The organism is Agrobacterium sp. CG674, assembly GCF_053521645.1.
Window position 1 is genome coordinate 1 of the sequence record NZ_JBNWDZ010000016.1, and the last position, 19,535, is coordinate 19,535.

A 19,535-nucleotide genomic window follows, 5' to 3' on the forward strand; every position below is an offset into this window, starting at 1 on the left:
CCGCTGCCAAAAGCCGGATGGTCGGATGAAATCCAGAGGGGGTCAAAATTGAATAAGTATCACCCCACCAGAGGGGTCAACATTCCATGCTTAAACACAATATCCCCCTCAACAAGGCTCGTTGATGGCGAAGGGATGCTAGGTATGGCGAAGTTTACAGCCTTTAGCCGCGCGAGAATTGATACGGCTGAGGTAGAGTCTTCAAATACAGTGCTCGAACTGAAAAATACAAAAAGCCGGGTGATCGCTCACCCGGCTTTTTGTTGTCTGCGCTTAAAAGCGCCGAACCTTATGCAGCTTCTGCAGCAGCGTTCTCAGCAGCAACGCGAGCCTTGTCGGCTGCGCCCTTGGCATCAACGTCACGCTCTACGAACTCGACAACAGCCATGGCAGCGTTGTCGCCCTGACGGTAGCCAGCCTTCATGATGCGCAGGTAGCCGCCGTTACGGGTTGCGTAACGCTCAGCGATGGCATCGAACAGCTTGCGAACTGCGTCCTGATCCTTGATCTGGGATACAGCCTGACGACGAGCGTGCAGATCGCCGCGCTTGCCGAGAGTTACGAGCTTTTCTACGATTGGGCGAATTTCCTTCGCCTTTGGCAGAGTTGTGACGATCTGCTCATGCGTGATGAGCGAAGCAGCCATGTTGGCAAACATTGCCTTGCGGTGGCTGGCGGTTCTATTGAGCTTGCGGCCTGAATTTCCGTGGCGCATTGCTATTCTCCTTTAATGCAGGTTCCCTATCCGGGCCTGCCGTTTCCTGGCACATGCAGGCGACGGGCCTGCTGTTTGACGGGGAAAGGCAGTCTGTAACGGGTCTGCCTTCTTATCTGGTTTATTGTTGATAAGCCTGCGAGGGGAAGCCGCTAGCGCGGCACCCCAAGCTGCTTAGTACTGGTCTTCGTAACGCTTAGCGAGATCTTCGATGTTCTCTGGTGGCCATGCCGGCACTTCCATGCCGAGATGCAGACCCATGGAAGCGAGAACTTCCTTGATTTCGTTCAGCGACTTGCGGCCAAAGTTCGGAGTGCGAAGCATTTCGGCTTCGGTCTTCTGAATGAGGTCGCCGATATAAACGATGTTGTCGTTCTTCAGGCAGTTCGCAGAACGAACAGACAATTCCAACTCGTCGACCTTCTTGAGAAGCGCAGGGTTGAATGCCAGTTCGGTCACCGACTCTTCTTCAGCTTCCTTCTGCGGCTCGTCAAAGTTGACGAAGACGCCGAGCTGGTCCTGAAGAATGCGAGCGGCAAATGCAACAGCGTCTTCGCCGGTTACAGAGCCGTTGGTCTCGATCGTCATGATCAACTTGTCATAGTCCAGAACCTGACCTTCACGGGTGTTTTCCACCTTGTAGGACACTTTCTTGACCGGAGAATAAAGGCTGTCGACGGGAATAAGACCGATTGGAGCATCTTCCGCACGGTTACGTTCAGCCGGTACATAGCCCTTGCCGTTGTTGACAGTGAATTCCATGCGGATTTCAGCGCCATCATCGAGCGTGCAGATCACGTGATCAGGATTGAGGATCTCGATATCGCCAACGGTCTGGATATCACCAGCTGTTACCGAACCTGGACCCTGCTTACGCACGACCATGCGCTTGGAATCATCACCATCCATCTTGATGGCGATTTCCTTGATGTTGAGAACGATATCGGTCACATCTTCCCGAACGCCGGGAATGGACGAGAATTCGTGCAGAACACCATCAATCTGCACCGCAGTCACAGCAGCACCACGCAGAGACGACAAGAGCACGCGACGAAGCGCGTTACCAAGCGTCAAACCAAAACCGCGCTCAAGCGGCTCTGCAACCAGCGTCACTTTCGTGCGGCTGGAAGACGTGAACTCGACCTTGTTCGGCTTGATCAGTTCCTGCCAATTCTTTTGAATCATCTTTAAACCTTCCGTTCGCCGCCACCATTCAATCGTGGCGGACCGAGCATGATCACCGAGAGGAACCAAAGGTTCATCGGAGGGTTCTTAAAGCGTAAGGAAGGCCGGGTTACCGGCAGGCCACACGCCACATACGCGAAAATTCCGCCAGCCCGAAGGCAAGGCGGAATTCTCAGGATACGGTCGCGTCAAACGCGGCGCTTCTTGCGCGGACGGCAACCGTTATGCGGGATTGGCGTAACATCACGAATAGAAGTGATCATGAAACCAGCAGCCTGCAAAGCGCGAAGCGCAGATTCGCGACCGGAACCCGGACCGCAAACTTCAACTTCCAGCGTCTTCATGCCGTGTTCCTGTGCCTTCTTGGCAGCATCTTCAGCAGCGATCTGAGCAGCAAATGGTGTCGACTTACGCGAACCCTTGAAGCCCTTTGCACCAGCAGACGACCAGGCAATCGCGTTACCCTGTGCGTCGGTGATGGTGATCATCGTGTTGTTGAAGGTCGAGTTGACGTGCGCTACGCCCGTCGTGATGTTCTTACGTTCGCGACGTTTAACGCGAGTGGCTTCCTTGGCCATGGTCTACCTTTCTTGGATCTCTGCACCGCCGTAACACCAGCGGCTACACCGGCGATCACTTCTTGCGAAGCCTCCGCCAAACTCAGAAAGGCTGGTGCGGCTTGCACCAGCCCTCCACTCCGAACAATCGGAATTTACTTCTTCTTACCTGCAATCGCCTTCGCTGGACCCTTGCGAGTACGAGCGTTGGTGTGTGTGCGCTGACCGCGGACCGGAAGGCCACGACGGTGACGCAGACCACGGTAGCAACCCAGGTCCATAAGGCGCTTAATGTTCATCGATGTTTCACGACGAAGATCACCCTCGACGCGATAATCGCGGTCGATTGCTTCACGGATCTGCAGAACTTCTGCGTCCGTCAGCTGATGAACGCGCTTCTCAGCCGGAATACCGACTTTTTCAACGATTTCCTGCGCGAATTTCGTGCCAATCCCGTGAATATAGGTCAAGGCGATAACAACGCGCTTAGCCGTCGGGATGTTGACGCCAGCGATACGTGCCACGTCTATTCTCCTTGCGTTCCAGTTGCCATCCGGCAAGTGGTGCTTTCATTTGAGCGGCTCTCGTAGCCGCCAGTTCAAAATTCGTGTTCGTCACAAGTCAAAACGACCGAACCCGGACTTTCCTTCCCTTGAGGAAAATCCGCGCCAGTCGCTTGGGATGTCGCGAGTTGGCGCGGTGTTTAACGGAATCAGTTCAAAAAAGCAACCGGCCCCGCCAAGATTCTTTACAGATGAGCAACAGTAGCCTGTGTAGACCCATCTTTTTGAAGCACAGCCTCGATAGCAGCCGAAACAGAGTCGAGATCAGCCATGCCATCCAGCACCACCAGTTCGCCCTGCTCTTCATAGTAATGAGAGAGCGGCGCTGTCTTTTCGCGGTACTCGGAAAGACGCTTGCGGAACGACTCGGGATTGTCATCCGAGCGAACCACGCCGCCAGCCGCAATAGTCTCAGCAACACGGTTTTCGATTCGGCGAACAAGCGCGTCCTCGTCTACCCTCAGCTCGATAACAGCATCGAGCTGAATGTTCTTCTGGCGCATATTATCCGCGAGTGTCTTCGCCTGCGGAACAGTGCGAGGGTAACCGTCGAGAATGAAACCCTTGGCACAGTCGGGCTGCTCTATCCGTTCGGACACGATCTGATTGACGATATCGTCCGATACAAGACCACCGGCATCCATCACTTCCTTCGCGCGCAGCCCGATCTCCGAGCCGTCATTGACGGCTGCACGGAGCATGTCGCCTGTCGATAGCTGCGGTATGGCATATTTGTCGGTCAGGCGCTTTGCCTGTGTACCCTTGCCAGCTCCCGGCGGTCCCAAAAATATCAGTCTCATCGTCCCCTCTTTCCTCCACGCAGTTTCGATTTCTTGATCAGCCCCTCATATTGCTGGGCGATCAGGTGACCCTGAATCTGTGCCACGGTATCAAGAGTTACACTGACTACGATCAAAAGCGAAGTACCACCAAGGGCTAATGGTATGCCCGTACGCGCAATCAGCGTTTCTGGCAGGATACACACGAAGACGAGGTAGATCGCGCCCAGAACGGTGATGCGCGTCAGAACATAATCGATGTATTCCGCCGTGCGATCGCCCGGACGAATGCCTGGAATGAAGCCGCCATGCTTCTTCAGATTATCTGCGGTATCCTTCGGATTGAACACGATTGCCGTGTAGAAGAAGGCAAAGAACGCGATCAGAAGACCATAGAAGAGCATGAACAATGGCTGGCCGTGCTGAAGCGACGCAATGATCGTCGTCGCCCATGGTGGCAGATTGGTGCTGTTGGTGAAGCCTGCGGCTGTTGCAGGCAAGAGCAATAGCGAAGAAGCGAAAATCGCAGGAATAACGCCGGCTGTGTTGAGCTTCAACGGCAGATGCGATGTATCGCCCTGGAACATGCGGTTACCAACCTGGCGCTTCGGATACTGGATCAGAAGACGACGCTGGGCACGTTCAACGAAGACGATCAGCGCGATAACGCCGATTGCGACCAGAACAACGGCCAGAATCAACGGCGTCGAAAGAGCACCGGTGCGACCAAGTTCCAATGTGCCAGCAAGAGCTTTTGGAAGGCCAGCTGCGATGCCGGCGAAAATGATCAACGAAATCCCGTTGCCAATACCGCGCGACGTGATCTGCTCACCGAGCCACATCAGGAACATTGTGCCGCCGAGCAGCGTGATAACGGTCGAGATACGGAAGAACACGCCTGGATCAACGACCAGCCCTGCCCCGCTCTCAAGACCAACTGCAATGCCATAGGCCTGAAGCGTACCAAGCAGCACCGTGCCGTAACGCGTGTACTGATTGATGATCTTGCGGCCCGCCTCGCCTTCCTTTTTCAAGGCTTCGAGCGAAGGCACGACAGACGTCATCAATTGCACGATAATCGATGCGGAAATGTAAGGCATGATGCCGAGCGCGAAAATCGCCATGCGCTCTACAGCGCCGCCGGCAAACATGTTGAAGAGACCGAGAATACCGTTTGCCTGGCCCTGGAACGCCTGCGCGTAGGCTTCCGGGTTCAGACCAGGAAGCGGAATATGTGTGCCGAGACGATAAACGAGAAGTGCGGCAAGGGTGAACCAGAGTCGTTTTTTCAGATCTTCAGCTTTCGCGAAGGTCGAAAAATTCAGGTTCGAGGCCAGTTGTTCCGCTGCTGAAGCCATAAATTTCTCCGCATGACCCTTGTCCAGCGGCACGGAAACCGGCAATTCCGGAAAAGGTCTTAAAAGATACTGGTGCAAAAACCGGGCTCTGGACGGATAACAGCTCTTGAGCCGAAATCATGCCTCACCCTTGTTTTCGTTAGTTCGTCCGAAGCTCATGCGAGCAACCTGGAACTGTGAGGCTCTCCCCGCGTCGCATAGGCGCCGCCTGAGAGTTTCCGCGCAAACTTTAAATCGATTAAGAATCAAAGCACTGTGCGACTATGGGTGCGAACGCCCGGAGTGAAGCAAACCGGGCGTTCAAAGTCTTATATTACTCTGCAGCTTCCGCTGCAACAACCAGAAGCTTGATAGAGCTGCCAGCCTTTTCGATCTTTTCAACAGCAGACTTGGAAGCGCCTGCGACTTCGATGGAAACCTTCGAAGTCAATTCGCCATCAGCAAGAATGCGAACGCCATCCTTCAGACGACGGATCACGCCAGCAGCCTTGAGAGCGGCAGCATCGATCGTTGCGTTGGCATCGAGCTTGCCTGCGTCGATCGCAGTCTGAATGCGGCCAACGGAAACTTCCGCATATTCCGAAGCGAAGATGTTGTTGAAGCCGCGCTTAGGCAGACGGCGGTAGATTGGCATCTGACCGCCTTCGAAACCGTTGACTGCAACGCCCGAACGAGCCTTCTGACCCTTGACGCCGCGACCACCGGTCTTGCCCTTGCCAGAACCGATACCGCGACCTACGCGGATACGATCCTTGGTGGAACCTTCATTGTCTTTAATTTCATTGAGTTTCATGATGACTTCCTCCGTCTCACTTCTCGTCTACGACGCGAACGAGATGCTGGACAGCACGGATCATGCCGCGGACAGATGGAGTATCTTCCAGTGTGCGCTGACGGTGCATCTTGTTGAGACCCAGACCGATCAGCGTCTGACGCTGAACTGCAGGGCGGCGATTTGGGCTTGCGATCTGTTCAACAGTAACAGTCGTCTTGGCTTCAGTTGTAGTCTTGGCCATGATACTGCTCCTTATTCTTCAGACGCGTTGCCGGAAGCGGCGCGGCGAGACTGAAGGGTCGCATACTTAAGACCGCGCTGTGCAGCGACGTCCTTAGGATGAACCTGGTGCTTCAAAGCGTCGAAAGTTGCGCGAACCATGTTGTATGGGTTCGAGGAACCAGTCGACTTGGCGACAACGTCGTGCACGCCGAGCGTTTCGAAAACAGCGCGCATTGGACCACCGGCGATGATACCAGTACCAGCCTTTGCAGAGCGAAGGAGAACCTTGCCTGCGCCGTGACGACCGTTAACATCGTGGTGAAGTGTACGGCCATCGCGCAGAGGAACGAAAATCAGATCGCGCTTTGCGCTTTCTGTTGCCTTGCGGATTGCTTCTGGAACTTCACGAGCTTTGCCGTGACCAAAGCCAACGCGGCCCTTCTGGTCACCAACGACTACGAGTGCGGCAAAACCGAAACGACGGCCGCCTTTAACAACTTTGGCAACGCGGTTAATAGCAACCAGCTTGTCGACAAATTCGCTATCGCGCTCTTCGCGGTTCTGGCGGTCGTCGCGAGAACCTCTTTTTTCTTGTGCCATTGTCCTTTTCCTTTTTCTTTTGCGGGTGGAACGGCAAACAATAATGGACCACCGGCTTCATTGCTGAAGTCCTTGTGATCCGGTGAAATCCGCCCGGACATGCCGGGCGGAAAAGTCTTAGAAGTTCAGACCGCCTTCGCGGGCAGCTTCAGCCAAAGCCTTGATACGGCCGTGGTAAATGAAGGCGCCGCGGTCGAATACGACATCCTTGATACCAGCCTTGCTGGCACGTTCAGCAACGAGCTTGCCAATTGCGGCAGCTGCTGCAACATCCGCACCCGTCTTCAAAGACGAGCGCAGATCAGCCTCGAGTGTGGAGGCAGACGCAAGCGTCTTACCTGCAACATCATCGATGACCTGAACGTAGATGTTCTTCGACGAGCGATGAACCGACAGGCGCGGGCGACCGTTGGCAACCGCCTTGATCTGGCGGCGCACACGGCTCGCGCGACGTGCAAGTGCTTCTTTCCTGCTAGCCATTTCGCGTGATCCTTACTTCTTCTTGCCTTCTTTGCGGATGATCCGTTCTTCAGCGTACTTGACGCCTTTGCCCTTGTAGGGCTCGGGACCACGGTATTCGCGGATTTCCGCGGCAACCTGACCGACCTGCTGCTTGTTAATGCCGGAAACGATGATTTCCGTAGGCTTCGGAACGGCAATCGTAATGCCGACCGGAGGCTCGTAAACTACATCGTGAGAGAAACCGAGAGCCAGCTGCAGGTTCTTGCCCTGCAGAGACGCACGATAACCGACGCCGTTGATTTCGAGCTTGCGCTCGTAGCCATCCTTGACACCCTTGAAGATGTTCTCGACCATCGTGCGGGACATGCCCCACTTCGAACGAGCTTCCTTGGAGTTGTTGGCTGGCTGTACCGAAACAGCGTTATCTTCCAGCTTGAGCTGAATTTCGTCATTTGCGACGAAGAACAGTTCGCCCTTAGGACCCTTGGCAGTAATCTTCTGGCCGTCGACATTGGCCGTCACACCTGCAGGAACCTGAACGGGCTTTTTACCGATACGAGACATATTTCTATCCTGTCTGTCCGTTAAGGAGATCCTTGCCCAGTCTTAGAAGACGGAGCAAAGAACCTCACCACCAACGTTCTGTTCGCGAGCCTGGTGATCAGCCATCACACCCTTCGGAGTCGAAAGGATAGTGATGCCGAGGCCGTTCGCAACCTGCGGGATGGACTTGACCGAGACATAAACCCGGCGGCCCGGCTTGGACACGCGGCCGATCTCACGGATCACCGACGCGCCTTCGTAGTACTTCAGTTCGATAGTGAGCTCGGACTTGCCGTTCTCAAAATCAACCTTGGAATAACCGCGAATGTAGCCTTCAGCCTGAAGCACGTCGAGAACGCGCGCACGCAGGCTGGATGCTGGTGTGTTGACCGAAGACTTGCGACGGGCTGCACCATTGCGGATTCGGGTAAGCATATCACCCAAAGGATCAGTCATTGTCATGTGCCCGTCTCCTTACCAGCTCGACTTGACAATACCCGGCACCTTGCCGGAATTGCCCAACTCGCGAAGCGCAATACGCGACATCCCAAGTTTACGATAGAACGCGCGCGGACGGCCCGTTACTTCGCAGCGGTTGCGGATACGCGTCTTCGAGCCATCACGTGGCAGCGAAGCGAGCTTGAGAGTTGCCTGGAACCGCTCTTCAATCGGAAGGGACTGGTTCATGACAATTGCCTTCAGAGCGGCACGCTTGCCAGCCTGAGAGGCGACCGTCTTGCGGCGGCGCTTGTTCTTTTCAACTGCGCTTGTTTTCGCCATATCGGAGTTCCTTTTCTACGCTCGTCGTTACGGTTACTGACGGAACGGGAAGTTGAACTCTGTCAAAAGAGCCCGTGCTTCGTCGTCCGAAGTCGCCGTCGTGCAAACGATGATGTCCATGCCCCACATCTGATCAACCTTATCGTAGTTGATCTCTGGGAACACAATGTGCTCCTTGATGCCCATGGCGAAGTTGCCACGGCCGTCAAAGCTCTTGGGGTTCAGACCCCGGAAGTCGCGAACGCGTGGAAGCGCGATGTTGACCAGACGATCTAGGAATTCATACATGCGCGCGCCACGAAGGGTAACCTTCGCACCGATTGGCATGTGTTCGCGGACCTTGAAGCCAGCGATCGAATTGCGAGCCTTGGTAATAACAGGCTTCTGACCGGCAATCGCAGCCAGATCGGCAGCTGCAACTGTTGGCTTCTTGGAGTCAGCAGTTGCTTCACCCACGCCCATGTTGATGACGATCTTATCCAGACGGGGGATCATCATAACGTTTGAGTAGGAGAACTTCTCCTGCATCGCGCCGCGAATACGGGATACGTATTCTGCCTTAAGGCGCGGCTCGTACTTGGACTCAGCCATCGATCACTTCTCCCGAACGCTTGGCAACACGGACTTTCTTGCCGTCTACAACCGAGAAACCAACGCGAGTTGGCTTGCCATCCTTATCGGCGATGGCGAGGTTGGAAATGTGCAAGGAAGCTTCCTTGTTGATGATGCCGCCTTCCTGGCCCTGGGTCTGGCGCTGGTGACGTTTCACCATGTTTACGCCACTCACGAAAGCCCGGTCTTCCTTCGGCAAGACCTGTGTTACTTCGCCGGTACGGCCCTTGTCCTTACCGGTCAATACGACAACCTTGTCGCCTTTACGAATTTTCTGCATCGCTATCGCTCCTTACAGTACTTCTGGAGCCAGCGAGATGATCTTCATGTGGTTCTTAGCGCGAAGTTCGCGTGGAACCGGTCCGAAGATACGGGTGCCGATCGGCTCTTTCTTGTTATCGATAAGAACAGCTGCGTTGTTATCGAAACGGATGACGCTGCCGTCTGCGCGACGAATGTCCTTGGCTGTACGAACGACAACCGCCTTCATCACATCACCCTTCTTGACGCGGCCGCGCGGAATGGCTTCCTTGATAGAAACGACGATAATGTCGCCAACGGAAGCATACTTGCGCTTCGAGCCGCCCAGCACCTTGATGCACATGACACGACGTGCGCCGGAATTATCCGCCACGTCGAGGTTTGTTTGCATCTGAATCATGTCAGGTCGCCTTCTTGTTGTGACCGGACCGGTTGGGCAATTTCATAGAAACAGCCCCCTGTTCCAGCTTATGAATATCTCTGTTTTCGCGCGGAATAATCGTGACAGGGTGGTTTCCTAACGGACCTTCCGTGCGCATCAAAGCAAAAGAACGCCCGTGAACGAGCGTTCTTGTGCTGCTTCATACAGACTTTCGCGCATATAGCAAGTGCCACGCGAAATTCTGTCGAAATTATGCCTGGGCGGAAATGACCGTCCAGCGCTTATCCTTGGAAATCGGTGCACATTCCTCAATGGAAACGACATCGCCGATCTTGTACTGGTTGTTTTCGTCGTGCGCCTTGTACTTCTTCGAACGACGAACGGTCTTCTGAAGCAGCGGGTGAGCGAATCGGCGCTCAACACGGACTACAACAGTCTTCTCGTTCTTGTCGGACACAACGACGCCCTGCAGAATGCGTTTAGGCATATTATTCTTCCTTTAGGCCTTGGCTTCTGCCGCCTTCTGGCGGGCAATGGTTTTCACGCGGGCGATGTCCTTGCGGACTTCGTCGATGCGCGAGGACTTTTCCAGCTGGCCGGTTGCCTTCTGAAAGCGCAGGTTAAACTGCTCTTTCTTCAGGTCGGCTAGCTTGTCCTTGAGCTGATCGGCGCTGAGGCCGCGAACGTCTTCGGCTTTCATGGTGCCTGCTCCTTACTCTGCGATGCGCTGAACGAAGCGCGTCTTAACCGAGAGCTTGGCAGCGCCGAGACGAAGCGCCTCGCGGGCGATCTCCTCGGAAACACCGTCGATCTCGAACATCATACGACCGGGCTTGACCTTGCATGCCCAGTATTCAACAGAACCCTTGCCCTTACCCATACGAACTTCGGTCGGCTTCGCCGTAACCGGAGTGTCTGGGAATACGCGGATCCACACACGACCAGCGCGCTTCATGTAACGCGTGATCGCGCGGCGGGCCGCCTCGATCTCGCGCGCGTTCACGCGGTTCGGTTCCTGCGACTTCAAGCCGAATTCACCGAATGCCAGGTCAAAGCCGCCCTTGGCCACACCTTTAATGCGACCCTTAAACTGCTTACGGTACTTAGTACGCTTTGGCTGCAACATTTTCTAACTTCTCCGAGCTTATCTTTCGCCAGCGTCAATCAAGCGTTTTCGCGGCGACGGTCGCCACGATCGCCACGCTCACGGCTTGCCGGACCCTGTGCATCGCCTTCGAGCCCACGACGCTCGGAAGCCATTGGATCGTGCTCAAGGATTTCGCCCTTGAAGATCCAAACCTTGATGCCGCAGATGCCGAATGCCGTTGTGGCTTCTGCCACACCGTAATCGATGTCCGCACGCAGCGTGTGCAAAGGAACGCGACCTTCGCGGTACCATTCGGTACGAGCGATTTCAGCGCCGCCAAGACGACCACCGCAAGTGATCTTGATGCCTTCGGCGCCAAGACGCAGTGCGGACTGAACAGCGCGCTTCATGGCGCGGCGGAAAGCCACGCGACGCTCGAGCTGCTGAGCGATCGACTGCGCAACGAGCGTTGCGTCGATTTCTGGCTTACGCACTTCAACAATGTTGAGGTGCGTTTCAGAAGCAGTCATCTCAGAGATCTTCTTGCGAAGCTTCTCGATGTCTGCACCCTTCTTGCCGATGATCAGACCCGGACGAGCCGAGTGAATGGTCACGCGGCACTTCTTGTGCGGACGCTCGATGACAACCTTGGCGATACCAGCCTGCTTCAATTCCTTGATCAGGTAAGCACGGATCTTGAGGTCTTCGTGCAGAAGCTTGCTGTACTCAGCAGTGTCTGCATACCAGCGGCTATCCCAAGTGCGGTTGATACCGAGGCGGAAGCCGATTGGATTGATTTTCTGACCCATTATGCGGCCTCCCCTTTTTCTTCCACTTCACGAACAACAATCGTCAAGTGAGAGAACGGCTTTTCAATGCGCGATGCACGACCACGGCCACGAGCGTGGAAACGCTTCATGGTGATGGACTTGCCAACGTAGGCCTCGGCGACGACGAGAGCGTCGACGTCGAGATCATGGTTGTTTTCCGCATTGGCAATTGCAGATTCGAGCGTCTTCTTGACGGTCGAAGCAATGCGCTTGCGGGAGAATTCGAGCTCGGCGAGAGCGCGATCAACCTTTTTGCCACGGATAAGAGCGGCAACCAGGTTCAGTTTCTGGGGGCTGACGCGAAGCGTGCGGGCAATGGCCTGAGCCTCATTGTCCTTCAGCCGGCGTTCGGTCTTAGCCTTCGCCATGATTACTTCCTCTTTGCCTTCTTGTCCGCACCATGACCGTAATAGGTCCGGGTCGGAGAGAATTCACCGAACTTGTGTCCGACCATGTCTTCGTTGACCGAGACGGGCACATGCTTGCTGCCATTGTAGACGCCGAATGTCAGACCGACGAACTGCGGCAAGATCGTGGAGCGACGGCTCCAGATCTTGATCACTTCGTTGCGTCCGCTTTCACGTACCTTCTCAGCCTTAGTGAGAAGATAGCCGTCAACAAACGGACCTTTCCATACTGAACGAGCCATTTGAGAGTTCCTCTCTTACTTCTTGCGCTGATGGCGCGAACGCATGATGAACTTATCGGTCGACTTGTTGGAGCGAGTGCGCTTGCCCTTTGTGGGTTTACCCCACGGAGTCACCGGATGGCGACCACCAGACGTACGACCTTCACCACCACCATGAGGGTGATCGACAGGGTTCATCACGACACCGCGAACGTGAGGCTTCTTGCCGCGCCAGCGTGAACGACCGGCTTTGCCGTCGTTGATGTTGCCATGATCGGCATTCGAGACAGCGCCGATAGATGCAAGGCAAGTGCCGTGCACGAGACGCTGCTCACCGGAGTTCAAGCGAAGGATCGCCATCCCTGCATCGCGACCAACGAGCTGGACATACGTACCGGCGGAACGAGCGATTTGACCGCCCTTACCTGGCTTCATCTCGACGTTGTGGATGATCGAACCGACTGGAATGTACTGAAGAGGCATAGTGTTGCCTGGCTTCACGTCCACTGCCTTTTCGGAGGCGATCACCTTGTCACCGGCAGCAAGACGCTGTGGCGCGAGAATGTAAGCCTGTTGGCCGTCCGTGTATGTCACGAGCGCGATGAATGCGGTGCGGTTAGGGTCATATTCCAGACGCTCGACCGTACCTTCAACGTCGAACTTGCGACGCTTGAAGTCTACCAGACGGTAGGTCCGCTTGTGACCGCCGCCTTGAAAACGAACGGTGATCCGGCCCTGATTGTTACGGCCACCCTTCGAGCTGAGGCCCTCTGTAAGAGCCTTTACCGGCTTGCCCTTGTAGAGCGAAGAACGGTCCACGATAACCAGCTGACGCTGGCTAGGCGTGGTCGGATTGAAACTTTTCAATGCCATTTTATTTGTTCCCTTTTGGGTCTTTGCCCGCTTGGGCCTAACCTTTTAGAGTCCGGTGGACACGTCGATGGATTGACCTTCGGCGAGCGTGATGATGGCTTTTTTGACATCCTTACGCTTACCGGCGAATCCACGGAAACGACGAGTCTTACCCTTGCGGATAAGCGTGTTCACTGCCGTGACCTTGACTCCGAAGAGTGCTTCAACTGCAGCCTTGATTTCAGGCTTAGAAGCATCTTTGGCGACGTTGAATACGACCTGGTTCTGTTCAGAGACCAGCGTCGACTTTTCCGTGATCGAAGGAGATACGATCACATCGTAGTGGCGAAGATCCGTCATTTGAACCGCTCCTCAAGGGCTTCAACTGCAGCCTTGGACAGCACGAGCTTGCCGCGGCGCAGAATGTCGTAAACATTGATGCCCTGAATCGGCAGAACGTCCACGTTAGGGATGTTCTGAGCTGCGAGCTTGAAGTTGCCATCAAGTTCTGCGCCACCGATAACGAGAGCGTTTGTAAGGCCAAGCGTAGCAAAGTGGCCAAGGAGACCCTTTGTCTTTGCGTCAGACGCAACGAGCTGATCAACGATGATCAGTTCTTCGGACTTCAGCTTTGCAGACAAGGCGTGACGCAGTGCAAGCGCACGAACCTTCTTTGGAAGGTCATGAGCATGGCTACGAACGACTGGGCCGTGGGCCTTGCCGCCGCCGCGGAACTGCGGTGCACGAGCTGAGTGGTGACGAGCGCGGCCCGTACCCTTCTGCTTGTACATCTTGGCACCCGTGCGGGAAACTTCTGCGCGGGTCTTGGTCTTGTGCGTTCCCTGCTGCTTCTTGGCGAGCTGGTAACGAACCATGCGTGCCAGGATATCCTGGCGTGGGTCGAGGCCGAAAATTTCGTCCGACAGGGATACCGTGCCGGCGTCTTTTCCCTCGAGGGTTTTGACGTTCAATTCCATGATGAGGCTCCCTTACTTCGCTGCCGACTTAACGGCGTCGCGGACGATGATCCAGGAACCCTTGGAACCGGGAACGGCGCCCTTAACGAGGATCAAACCGCGACCCTCATCGGTCGAAACCACTTCCAGATTCTGGGTGGTAACGCGTGTGCTGCCCATGTGACCAGCCATGCGCTTGCCCTTCCAGACCTTGCCTGGATCCTGGTTCGAACCAGTAGAACCGTGAGCACGGTGAGAAACGGAGTTACCGTGAGAAGCGCGACCACCACCGAAGTTGTGACGCTTCATGGAACCCGCGAAGCCCTTACCGATTGTCGTGCCGGTAACGTCTACCAGCTGGCCTGTCTGGAAATGATCTGCGGTCAGTGTTGCACCGACGTCGATGAGGTTTTCGGGAGAAACCCGAAACTCAACGAGCTTTGCCTTCGGCTCGACGCTGGCAGCGGCAAAGTGACCGCGGAGTGCCTTTGTCGTATTCTTGACCTTGGACTGGCCTGCACCGAGCTGAACTGCGGTGTAGCCATTCTTGTCTTCTGTGCGCTGGGAAACAACTTGTACGTTATCCAAACGCAGTACCGTTACTGGGATATGCTCGCCGGCGTCGTTGTAGACCCGGGTCATACCCACTTTCTGTGCAATCACACCTGAACGCATTGGTTCAATCCTCTTGCGAGCCTTGAAGGGAGAACCCTCTGTGGCCTTTGTTAAGGAGTTCCCTTCGACATCTCACGACGTTTCCGGTCTCCGGATTGGAAGACGTTGGATTGCTCCACGTACCTTCCTTGTTATATCGGCCCTTACTTTCGCAAGGTCAGGCCGAGGTCTTAGAGCTTGATTTCGACATCAACGCCAGCAGCCAGGTCGAGCTTCATCAAAGCATCAACGGTCTGTGGTGTCGGGTCTACGATATCGAGAAGGCGCTTGTGCGTCCGCATTTCGAACTGCTCACGGCTCTTCTTGTCAACGTGAGGAGAGCGGTTGACGGTAAACTTTTCGATGCGTGTAGGAAGTGGAACCGGGCCGCGAACGCTTGCGCCGGTGCGCTTGGCGGTCGACACGATTTCACGGGTGGAGGCATCGAGGATCCGGTGATCAAACGCCTTGAGGCGGATACGGATATTCTGGCCGTTCATACGTCTTGTCCTTGTTCTTTGTCTTTGGATTTCCGCACGCGGAAATACATGAACCTGTTGATCGTGGCGCCGCAGATTTTCAAAAATCAAGAGGAATGCAAATTGGCATCCCAATCATTTCGGTAGTCTGTAATTTTGAAATCACCAGGCTCCGCAATTCAGCGCGAATCCAACTGGTGAGTGTGAGTGCGCGTTTACGCGCTTTCACGGGAATTTTCAAGCCATAAAAATGCAACGCCATGACGCTTTTTATAAAACGTCCGATGGCGGTGCTTTTAACACCGCCATCGTCCACTATTACGTCGCCGGATAATGCTCCGACGTCATCGCTAGGGTGTGTAACACACCCACAGCATTATTTACTCGACGATCGAAGCAACGATGCCAGCGCCGACGGTACGGCCGCCTTCGCGGATAGCGAAGCGCAGCTTTTCTTCCATCGCGATTGGAACGATCAGTTCGACTTCAACAGTGACGTTGTCGCCTGGCATAACCATTTCCGTGCCTTCTGGAAGCGAAACGATACCGGTCACGTCAGTTGTACGGAAGTAGAACTGTGGGCGATAGTTCGTGAAGAACGGTGTATGACGACCGCCTTCTTCCTTCGTCAGGATGTAGGCTTCAGCCATGAACTTCTTGTGCGGCTTAACAGAGCCTGGCTTGCAAAGGATCTGACCACGCTCAACGCCATCGCGCTGTACGCCACGAACCAGTGCACCGATGTTGTCGCCAGCCTGGCCCTGATCGAGCAGCTTGCGGAACATTTCAACGCCGGTAACAGTCGTCTTGGATGTGGCCCGGATGCCGACGATTTCGACTTCTTCACCAACCTTGACGATACCGCGCTCAACGCGACCCGTAACAACCGTACCACGGCCAGAGATCGAGAACACGTCTTCGATTGGCATCAGGAACGGCAGGTCGATTGGACGCTCTGGCGTTGGTATGTAGGCGTCAACCTGAGCCATCAGCTCGCGGATTGCGTCTTCACCGATCTTCTTGTCGGAATCTTCAAGAGCAGCAAGAGCCGAACCCTTGACGATTGGAATATCGTCGCCTGGGAAGTCGTAGGACGACAGAAGTTCGCGAACTTCCAGTTCTACCAGTTCCAGCAGTTCTGCGTCGTCAACCTGGTCAACCTTGTTGAGGAACACAACGATAGCAGGAACGCCAACCTGACGAGCAAGCAGGATGTGCTCGCGGGTCTGTGGCATTGGGCCGTCAGCTGCAGAGCAGACCAGGATCGCGCCGTCCATCTGGGCAGCACCGGTGATCATGTTCTTGACGTAGTCGGCGTGGCCGGGGCAATCAACGTGCGCGTAGTGACGAGCAGGTGTTTCATATTCAACGTGAGCCGTCGAAATCGTGATACCGCGGGCCTTTTCTTCCGGCGCTGCGTCGATCTGGTCGTACGCCTTGTATTCGCCGAAGTACTTCGTGATCGCAGCAGTCAACGACGTCTTGCCGTGGTCAACGTGACCAATCGTGCCAATGTTGACGTGCGGCTTGTTGCGCTCAAACTTGCTCTTTGCCATTCGTGGCTCTCCATTCCTGTCCCATAAAGGGAATAAACTCTAAATTTCGTTAGGGGCGTACCCCGGTCACTTCTGACCGGAATACTTTGCCTGGATTTCCTGAGCAACGTTGCTTGGAACCGGCGAATAGTGATCGAAGGTCATCGAATACTGCGCGCGGCCCTGGGACATGGAGCGCAAGTTGTCGACGTACTTGAACATGTTGGCCAATGGAACATGCGCGTTGATAACAACGGCAATACCACGGCTTTCCTGACCCTGGATCTGACCGCGACGCGAGTTCAGATCGCCGATCACGTCACCGACGTAATCTTCAGGAGTCACAACTTCGACCTTCATCATCGGCTCGAGAAGCTGTGCACCAGCCTTCTTCGCTGCTTCACGGAAGCAGGCACGCGATGCGATTTCGAACGCCAGAACCGAGGAGTCAACGTCGTGGTATGCGCCGTCGATCAAGGTTGCCTTAACGCCCAGCATCGGGAAGCCAGCGAGAGGACCGGAAGAGAGAACGCTTTCGATACCCTTCTGAACGCCTGGGATGTATTCCTTTGGAACCGCACCACCAACGATCTTGGACTCGAACTTGAAGTCTTCGCCTTCTGGGTTCGGTTCGAAGATGATCTTGACGCGCGCGAACTGACCGGTACCACCGGACTGCTTCTTGTGCGTGTAGTCTTCTTCGTGCTGCCGCGTGATCGTTTCACGGTAAGCAACCTGAGGAGCACCAACGGTAGCTTCAACCTTGAACTCGCGACGCATACGGTCAACGAGAATGTCGAGGTGAAGTTCGCCCATGCCGGCGATGATCGTCTGACCAGACTCTTCATCCGTCTTGACGCGGAACGATGGATCTTCAGCAGCCAGGCGGTTGAGCGCGAGGCCCATCTTTTCCTGGTCGCCCTTGGTCTTTGGTTCAATCGCGATCTGGATAACAGGCTCAGGGAATTCCATACGCTCAAGAATAACAGGCTTCAGAGGATCGCAAAGCGTATCGCCTGTCGTTGTTTCCTTAAGACCAGCCAGAGCAACGATGTCACCAGCAAAGGCTTCTTCGATGTCTTCACGGCTGTTGGAGTGCATCTGAAGCATACGGCCGACGCGCTCGCGCTTGTCCTTGACCGTGTTGATAACAGATGTGCCCTTTTCGAGCTTGCCCGAGTAGATACGTGCGAAGGTGAGCGAACCAACGAATGGGTCGTTCATGATCTTGAACGCGAGCATGGAAAGCGGCTCAGAGTCGTCTGGGTGACGTTCGATCTCGGCTTCGGTCTTGAAGTCGATGCCCTTGATCGCAGGAATATCCAGCGGCGAAGGCAGGTAATCGCAAACGGCGTCGAGAAGTGGCTGAACGCCCTTGTTCTTGAACGCAGTACCGCAGAACATTGGGTGGAACTTCACGTCGATGGTGCCACGACGAACAAGCTCACGGATCTTGTCGTTGTCTGGCAAGTCGCCGTTCAGGTAGGCTTCCATTGCTTCTTCATCGATATCGACGACCTGTTCGATCATCTTTTCACGATATTCAGCAGCCTTTTCCTTCATGTCTTCCGGAATCTCAACGACGTCCCACTGAGCGCCGAGCGATTCGTCGCGCCAGATAAGAGCGTTCATCTCGATAAGGTCGATCACGCCCTTGAATTCGGTTTCTGCACCGATTGGGAGCTGCATGACAACTGCGATAGCGCCGAGACGGGTCTTGATCATTTCTACCGAGCGGTAGAAGTCAGCACCGGTCTTGTCCATCTTGTTGCAGAAGATCATACGCGGAACGTTGTACTTCTCAGCCTGACGCCAGACAGTTTCTGTCTGCGGCTCTACACCGGCGTTGGCGTCGAGAAGCGCAATAGCACCATCGAGAACACGCAGCGAACGTTCAACTTCAATCGTGAAGTCAACGTGGCCGGGGGTGTCGATGATGTTGAAGCGGCGCATCTTGCCATCGCGACCCTTCCAGAAGGTCGTCGTAGCAGCAGACGTGATGGTGATACCACGCTCCTGCTCCTGCTCCATCCAGTCCATTGTGGCTGCGCCATCATGAACTTCGCCGATCTTGTGCGACTTACCGGTGTAGTAAAGAATACGCTCGGTTGTTGTCGTCTTACCGGCGTCGATGTGCGCCATGATACCGAAATTGCGGTAGTCTTCGATTTTATATTCGCGAGCCATAACGGACTGCCTTTCGGATCGGTTAGATTACCAGCGGTAATGCGAGAATGCGCGGTTGGCGTCTGCCATCTTGTGCGTGTCTTCGCGCTTCTTGACAGCGGAACCACGGTTGTTCGCAGCATCCATGAGTTCGCCAGACAGGCGATCAACCATGGTTGTTTCGTTGCGCTTGCGCGCAGCAGCGATCAGCCAACGGATCGCGAGTGCCTGACGGCGCTCTGGGCGAACATCGACTGGAACCTGGTAGGTTGCACCACCAACGCGACGCGAACGCACTTCAACGTGTGGCGCGACGTTTTCGAGGGCCGAATGGAAGATGCCGAGTGGCTCTGCCTTTGCCTTGCCCTGAACGACGTCGAACGCGCCGTAAACGATGCTTTCTGCAACCGACTTCTTGCCGTGAAGCATGATGGCATTCATGAATTTGGTAACGATCAGATCGCCGAACTTCGGGTCCGGGTTGATCTCACGCTTTTCTGCACTATGGCGACGGGACATACTACTTGTCTCTCAACTTTGAATGACGCTTTACC

General features: G+C 55.0%; 31 protein-coding genes. All 31 read right to left on the reverse strand.

All coding sequences use genetic code 11. The features are described from left to right. Window positions 1-289: 289 nt before the first annotated feature. Window positions 290-715: a 50S ribosomal protein L17 gene (gene rplQ / locus ACQZ51_RS22850; RefSeq protein ID WP_042618511.1), complete on the reverse strand. Its 426-nt coding sequence runs from the start codon at window positions 713-715 to the stop codon at window positions 290-292. A 174-nt stretch (window positions 716-889) separates the two neighbouring features. After that, complete coding sequence (locus ACQZ51_RS22855; protein ID WP_042618512.1) at window positions 890-1,900, reverse strand: DNA-directed RNA polymerase subunit alpha; 1,011 nt, start codon at window positions 1,898-1,900, stop codon at window positions 890-892. A 188-nt stretch (window positions 1,901-2,088) separates the two neighbouring features. Further along, window positions 2,089-2,478: a 30S ribosomal protein S11 gene (rpsK, locus tag ACQZ51_RS22860; RefSeq protein ID WP_042618513.1), complete on the reverse strand. Its 390-nt coding sequence runs from the start codon at window positions 2,476-2,478 to the stop codon at window positions 2,089-2,091. 134 nt (window positions 2,479-2,612) lie between these two features. Beyond that, complete coding sequence (gene rpsM, locus ACQZ51_RS22865; RefSeq protein WP_042618514.1) at window positions 2,613-2,981, reverse strand: 30S ribosomal protein S13; 369 nt, start codon at window positions 2,979-2,981, stop codon at window positions 2,613-2,615. 224 nt (window positions 2,982-3,205) lie between these two features. Then, the gene (locus ACQZ51_RS22870; protein WP_448780825.1) at window positions 3,206-3,820 is read right to left on the reverse strand and encodes an adenylate kinase; all 615 of its coding nucleotides are present in this window, start codon (window positions 3,818-3,820) and stop codon (window positions 3,206-3,208) included. After that, window positions 3,817-5,157 (reverse strand): preprotein translocase subunit SecY, encoded by a 1,341-nt coding sequence (gene secY / locus ACQZ51_RS22875; RefSeq protein WP_042618516.1) that lies wholly within the window; start codon window positions 5,155-5,157, stop codon window positions 3,817-3,819. The genes ACQZ51_RS22870 and secY overlap by 4 nt, the downstream gene beginning before the upstream one ends. A gap of 313 nt (window positions 5,158-5,470) precedes the next feature. Further along, entirely contained in the window at window positions 5,471-5,950 is a 480-nt protein-coding gene (gene rplO / locus ACQZ51_RS22880; protein WP_042618517.1) for a 50S ribosomal protein L15, read from the reverse strand. 16 nt (window positions 5,951-5,966) lie between these two features. Next, window positions 5,967-6,173, reverse strand: a complete 207-nt coding sequence (rpmD, locus tag ACQZ51_RS22885) for a 50S ribosomal protein L30 (RefSeq protein WP_042618518.1) — start codon at window positions 6,171-6,173, stop codon at window positions 5,967-5,969. Window positions 6,174-6,184: 11 nt separating this feature from the next. Next, window positions 6,185-6,754: a 30S ribosomal protein S5 gene (gene rpsE / locus ACQZ51_RS22890; RefSeq protein ID WP_192066639.1), complete on the reverse strand. Its 570-nt coding sequence runs from the start codon at window positions 6,752-6,754 to the stop codon at window positions 6,185-6,187. 117 nt (window positions 6,755-6,871) lie between these two features. Beyond that, window positions 6,872-7,234, reverse strand: coding sequence for a 50S ribosomal protein L18 (gene rplR / locus ACQZ51_RS22895; protein WP_042618520.1), 363 nt, complete (start codon window positions 7,232-7,234; stop codon window positions 6,872-6,874). 12 nt (window positions 7,235-7,246) lie between these two features. After that, a complete protein-coding gene (rplF, locus tag ACQZ51_RS22900; RefSeq protein WP_042618521.1) occupies window positions 7,247-7,780 on the reverse strand; it encodes a 50S ribosomal protein L6 in 534 nt (177 codons plus the stop codon). Window positions 7,781-7,822: 42 nt separating this feature from the next. Next, window positions 7,823-8,221, reverse strand: coding sequence for a 30S ribosomal protein S8 (gene rpsH / locus ACQZ51_RS22905; RefSeq protein WP_042618522.1), 399 nt, complete (start codon window positions 8,219-8,221; stop codon window positions 7,823-7,825). 12 nt (window positions 8,222-8,233) lie between these two features. Then, window positions 8,234-8,539: a 30S ribosomal protein S14 gene (gene rpsN / locus ACQZ51_RS22910; protein WP_042618523.1), complete on the reverse strand. Its 306-nt coding sequence runs from the start codon at window positions 8,537-8,539 to the stop codon at window positions 8,234-8,236. A gap of 33 nt (window positions 8,540-8,572) precedes the next feature. Beyond that, window positions 8,573-9,130, reverse strand: a complete 558-nt coding sequence (gene rplE, locus ACQZ51_RS22915) for a 50S ribosomal protein L5 (RefSeq protein ID WP_192066641.1) — start codon at window positions 9,128-9,130, stop codon at window positions 8,573-8,575. Continuing rightward, window positions 9,123-9,431: a 50S ribosomal protein L24 gene (gene rplX, locus ACQZ51_RS22920; RefSeq protein WP_042618525.1), complete on the reverse strand. Its 309-nt coding sequence runs from the start codon at window positions 9,429-9,431 to the stop codon at window positions 9,123-9,125. Before rplX ends, rplE begins: the two co-directional genes overlap by 8 nt. Window positions 9,432-9,443: 12 nt before the next feature. Further along, a complete protein-coding gene (gene rplN / locus ACQZ51_RS22925) occupies window positions 9,444-9,812 on the reverse strand; it encodes a 50S ribosomal protein L14 (RefSeq protein ID WP_003495199.1) in 369 nt (122 codons plus the stop codon). 232 nt (window positions 9,813-10,044) lie between these two features. After that, window positions 10,045-10,281 carry a 30S ribosomal protein S17 gene (rpsQ, locus tag ACQZ51_RS22930; RefSeq protein WP_042618526.1) on the reverse strand — a complete coding sequence of 79 codons (237 nt, stop codon included), beginning with the start codon at window positions 10,279-10,281 and terminating at the stop codon, window positions 10,045-10,047. A gap of 12 nt (window positions 10,282-10,293) precedes the next feature. After that, a complete protein-coding gene (rpmC, locus tag ACQZ51_RS22935; protein ID WP_042618527.1) occupies window positions 10,294-10,494 on the reverse strand; it encodes a 50S ribosomal protein L29 in 201 nt (66 codons plus the stop codon). A gap of 12 nt (window positions 10,495-10,506) precedes the next feature. Beyond that, window positions 10,507-10,920: a 50S ribosomal protein L16 gene (gene rplP / locus ACQZ51_RS22940; RefSeq protein WP_042618528.1), complete on the reverse strand. Its 414-nt coding sequence runs from the start codon at window positions 10,918-10,920 to the stop codon at window positions 10,507-10,509. Between the two features lie 38 nt (window positions 10,921-10,958). Further along, the gene (rpsC, locus tag ACQZ51_RS22945; RefSeq protein WP_042618529.1) at window positions 10,959-11,690 is read right to left on the reverse strand and encodes a 30S ribosomal protein S3; all 732 of its coding nucleotides are present in this window, start codon (window positions 11,688-11,690) and stop codon (window positions 10,959-10,961) included. Then, entirely contained in the window at window positions 11,690-12,079 is a 390-nt protein-coding gene (rplV, locus tag ACQZ51_RS22950; RefSeq protein WP_037172087.1) for a 50S ribosomal protein L22, read from the reverse strand. Before rplV ends, rpsC begins: the two co-directional genes overlap by 1 nt. A gap of 2 nt (window positions 12,080-12,081) precedes the next feature. After that, window positions 12,082-12,360, reverse strand: coding sequence for a 30S ribosomal protein S19 (gene rpsS / locus ACQZ51_RS22955; RefSeq protein WP_003507772.1), 279 nt, complete (start codon window positions 12,358-12,360; stop codon window positions 12,082-12,084). A gap of 15 nt (window positions 12,361-12,375) precedes the next feature. Then, entirely contained in the window at window positions 12,376-13,212 is an 837-nt protein-coding gene (gene rplB, locus ACQZ51_RS22960) for a 50S ribosomal protein L2 (protein ID WP_042618530.1), read from the reverse strand. 45 nt (window positions 13,213-13,257) lie between these two features. Then, window positions 13,258-13,551, reverse strand: coding sequence for a 50S ribosomal protein L23 (locus ACQZ51_RS22965; protein ID WP_042618531.1), 294 nt, complete (start codon window positions 13,549-13,551; stop codon window positions 13,258-13,260). Continuing rightward, window positions 13,548-14,168 (reverse strand): 50S ribosomal protein L4, encoded by a 621-nt coding sequence (gene rplD, locus ACQZ51_RS22970; RefSeq protein WP_042618532.1) that lies wholly within the window; start codon window positions 14,166-14,168, stop codon window positions 13,548-13,550. Before rplD ends, ACQZ51_RS22965 begins: the two co-directional genes overlap by 4 nt. Window positions 14,169-14,180: 12 nt before the next feature. Further along, entirely contained in the window at window positions 14,181-14,822 is a 642-nt protein-coding gene (rplC, locus tag ACQZ51_RS22975) for a 50S ribosomal protein L3 (RefSeq protein ID WP_042618533.1), read from the reverse strand. Between the two features lie 170 nt (window positions 14,823-14,992). After that, complete coding sequence (gene rpsJ, locus ACQZ51_RS22980; protein ID WP_003507767.1) at window positions 14,993-15,301, reverse strand: 30S ribosomal protein S10; 309 nt, start codon at window positions 15,299-15,301, stop codon at window positions 14,993-14,995. Window positions 15,302-15,380: 79 nt separating this feature from the next. Further along, entirely contained in the window at window positions 15,381-15,596 is a 216-nt protein-coding gene (locus ACQZ51_RS22985) for a hypothetical protein (RefSeq protein WP_448780829.1), read from the reverse strand. Window positions 15,597-15,660: 64 nt separating this feature from the next. Further along, window positions 15,661-16,836, reverse strand: coding sequence for an elongation factor Tu (tuf, locus tag ACQZ51_RS22990; RefSeq protein ID WP_448780831.1), 1,176 nt, complete (start codon window positions 16,834-16,836; stop codon window positions 15,661-15,663). A gap of 66 nt (window positions 16,837-16,902) precedes the next feature. Further along, entirely contained in the window at window positions 16,903-19,002 is a 2,100-nt protein-coding gene (gene fusA / locus ACQZ51_RS22995; protein WP_042618535.1) for an elongation factor G, read from the reverse strand. 27 nt (window positions 19,003-19,029) lie between these two features. Next, a complete protein-coding gene (gene rpsG, locus ACQZ51_RS23000; RefSeq protein ID WP_042618536.1) occupies window positions 19,030-19,500 on the reverse strand; it encodes a 30S ribosomal protein S7 in 471 nt (156 codons plus the stop codon). Between the last annotated feature and the right edge of the window lie 35 nt (window positions 19,501-19,535).

What these genes read in the sequence shown, in the direction of transcription:
- rplQ (WP_042618511.1), bottom strand. Translation starts at nt 715, where the DNA reads ATGCGCCACGGAAATTCAGGCCGCAAGCTCAATAGAACCGCCAGCCAC.
- rpmD (WP_042618518.1), bottom strand. Translation starts at nt 6,173, where the DNA reads ATGGCCAAGACTACAACTGAAGCCAAGACGACTGTTACTGTTGAACAG.
- rpsC (WP_042618529.1), bottom strand. Translation starts at nt 11,690, where the DNA reads ATGGGTCAGAAAATCAATCCAATCGGCTTCCGCCTCGGTATCAACCGC.
- ACQZ51_RS22965 (WP_042618531.1), bottom strand. Translation starts at nt 13,551, where the DNA reads ATGACGGATCTTCGCCACTACGATGTGATCGTATCTCCTTCGATCACG.
- rplO (WP_042618517.1), bottom strand. Translation starts at nt 5,950, where the DNA reads ATGAAACTCAATGAAATTAAAGACAATGAAGGTTCCACCAAGGATCGT.
- secY (WP_042618516.1), bottom strand. Translation starts at nt 5,157, where the DNA reads ATGGCTTCAGCAGCGGAACAACTGGCCTCGAACCTGAATTTTTCGACC.
- ACQZ51_RS22870 (WP_448780825.1), bottom strand. Translation starts at nt 3,820, where the DNA reads ATGAGACTGATATTTTTGGGACCGCCGGGAGCTGGCAAGGGTACACAG.
- rplD (WP_042618532.1), bottom strand. Translation starts at nt 14,168, where the DNA reads ATGGAATTGAACGTCAAAACCCTCGAGGGAAAAGACGCCGGCACGGTA.
- rplP (WP_042618528.1), bottom strand. Translation starts at nt 10,920, where the DNA reads ATGTTGCAGCCAAAGCGTACTAAGTACCGTAAGCAGTTTAAGGGTCGC.
- rplX (WP_042618525.1), bottom strand. Translation starts at nt 9,431, where the DNA reads ATGCAGAAAATTCGTAAAGGCGACAAGGTTGTCGTATTGACCGGTAAG.
- rpsG (WP_042618536.1), bottom strand. Translation starts at nt 19,500, where the DNA reads ATGTCCCGTCGCCATAGTGCAGAAAAGCGTGAGATCAACCCGGACCCG.
- rplN (WP_003495199.1), bottom strand. Translation starts at nt 9,812, where the DNA reads ATGATTCAGATGCAAACAAACCTCGACGTGGCGGATAATTCCGGCGCA.
- fusA (WP_042618535.1), bottom strand. Translation starts at nt 19,002, where the DNA reads ATGGCTCGCGAATATAAAATCGAAGACTACCGCAATTTCGGTATCATG.
- rplE (WP_192066641.1), bottom strand. Translation starts at nt 9,130, where the DNA reads ATGGCTGAGTCCAAGTACGAGCCGCGCCTTAAGGCAGAATACGTATCC.
- rpsK (WP_042618513.1), bottom strand. Translation starts at nt 2,478, where the DNA reads ATGGCCAAGGAAGCCACTCGCGTTAAACGTCGCGAACGTAAGAACATC.
- rplR (WP_042618520.1), bottom strand. Translation starts at nt 7,234, where the DNA reads ATGGCTAGCAGGAAAGAAGCACTTGCACGTCGCGCGAGCCGTGTGCGC.
- rpsN (WP_042618523.1), bottom strand. Translation starts at nt 8,539, where the DNA reads ATGGCGAAAACAAGCGCAGTTGAAAAGAACAAGCGCCGCCGCAAGACG.
- rpsJ (WP_003507767.1), bottom strand. Translation starts at nt 15,301, where the DNA reads ATGAACGGCCAGAATATCCGTATCCGCCTCAAGGCGTTTGATCACCGG.
- rplB (WP_042618530.1), bottom strand. Translation starts at nt 13,212, where the DNA reads ATGGCATTGAAAAGTTTCAATCCGACCACGCCTAGCCAGCGTCAGCTG.
- ACQZ51_RS22855 (WP_042618512.1), bottom strand. Translation starts at nt 1,900, where the DNA reads ATGATTCAAAAGAATTGGCAGGAACTGATCAAGCCGAACAAGGTCGAG.
- rpsQ (WP_042618526.1), bottom strand. Translation starts at nt 10,281, where the DNA reads ATGCCTAAACGCATTCTGCAGGGCGTCGTTGTGTCCGACAAGAACGAG.
- rpsH (WP_042618522.1), bottom strand. Translation starts at nt 8,221, where the DNA reads ATGACAATGACTGATCCTTTGGGTGATATGCTTACCCGAATCCGCAAT.
- rpsE (WP_192066639.1), bottom strand. Translation starts at nt 6,754, where the DNA reads ATGGCACAAGAAAAAAGAGGTTCTCGCGACGACCGCCAGAACCGCGAA.
- rplF (WP_042618521.1), bottom strand. Translation starts at nt 7,780, where the DNA reads ATGTCTCGTATCGGTAAAAAGCCCGTTCAGGTTCCTGCAGGTGTGACG.
- rpmC (WP_042618527.1), bottom strand. Translation starts at nt 10,494, where the DNA reads ATGAAAGCCGAAGACGTTCGCGGCCTCAGCGCCGATCAGCTCAAGGAC.
- rplC (WP_042618533.1), bottom strand. Translation starts at nt 14,822, where the DNA reads ATGCGTTCAGGTGTGATTGCACAGAAAGTGGGTATGACCCGGGTCTAC.
- tuf (WP_448780831.1), bottom strand. Translation starts at nt 16,836, where the DNA reads ATGGCAAAGAGCAAGTTTGAGCGCAACAAGCCGCACGTCAACATTGGC.
- rpsS (WP_003507772.1), bottom strand. Translation starts at nt 12,360, where the DNA reads ATGGCTCGTTCAGTATGGAAAGGTCCGTTTGTTGACGGCTATCTTCTC.
- rplV (WP_037172087.1), bottom strand. Translation starts at nt 12,079, where the DNA reads ATGGCGAAGGCTAAGACCGAACGCCGGCTGAAGGACAATGAGGCTCAG.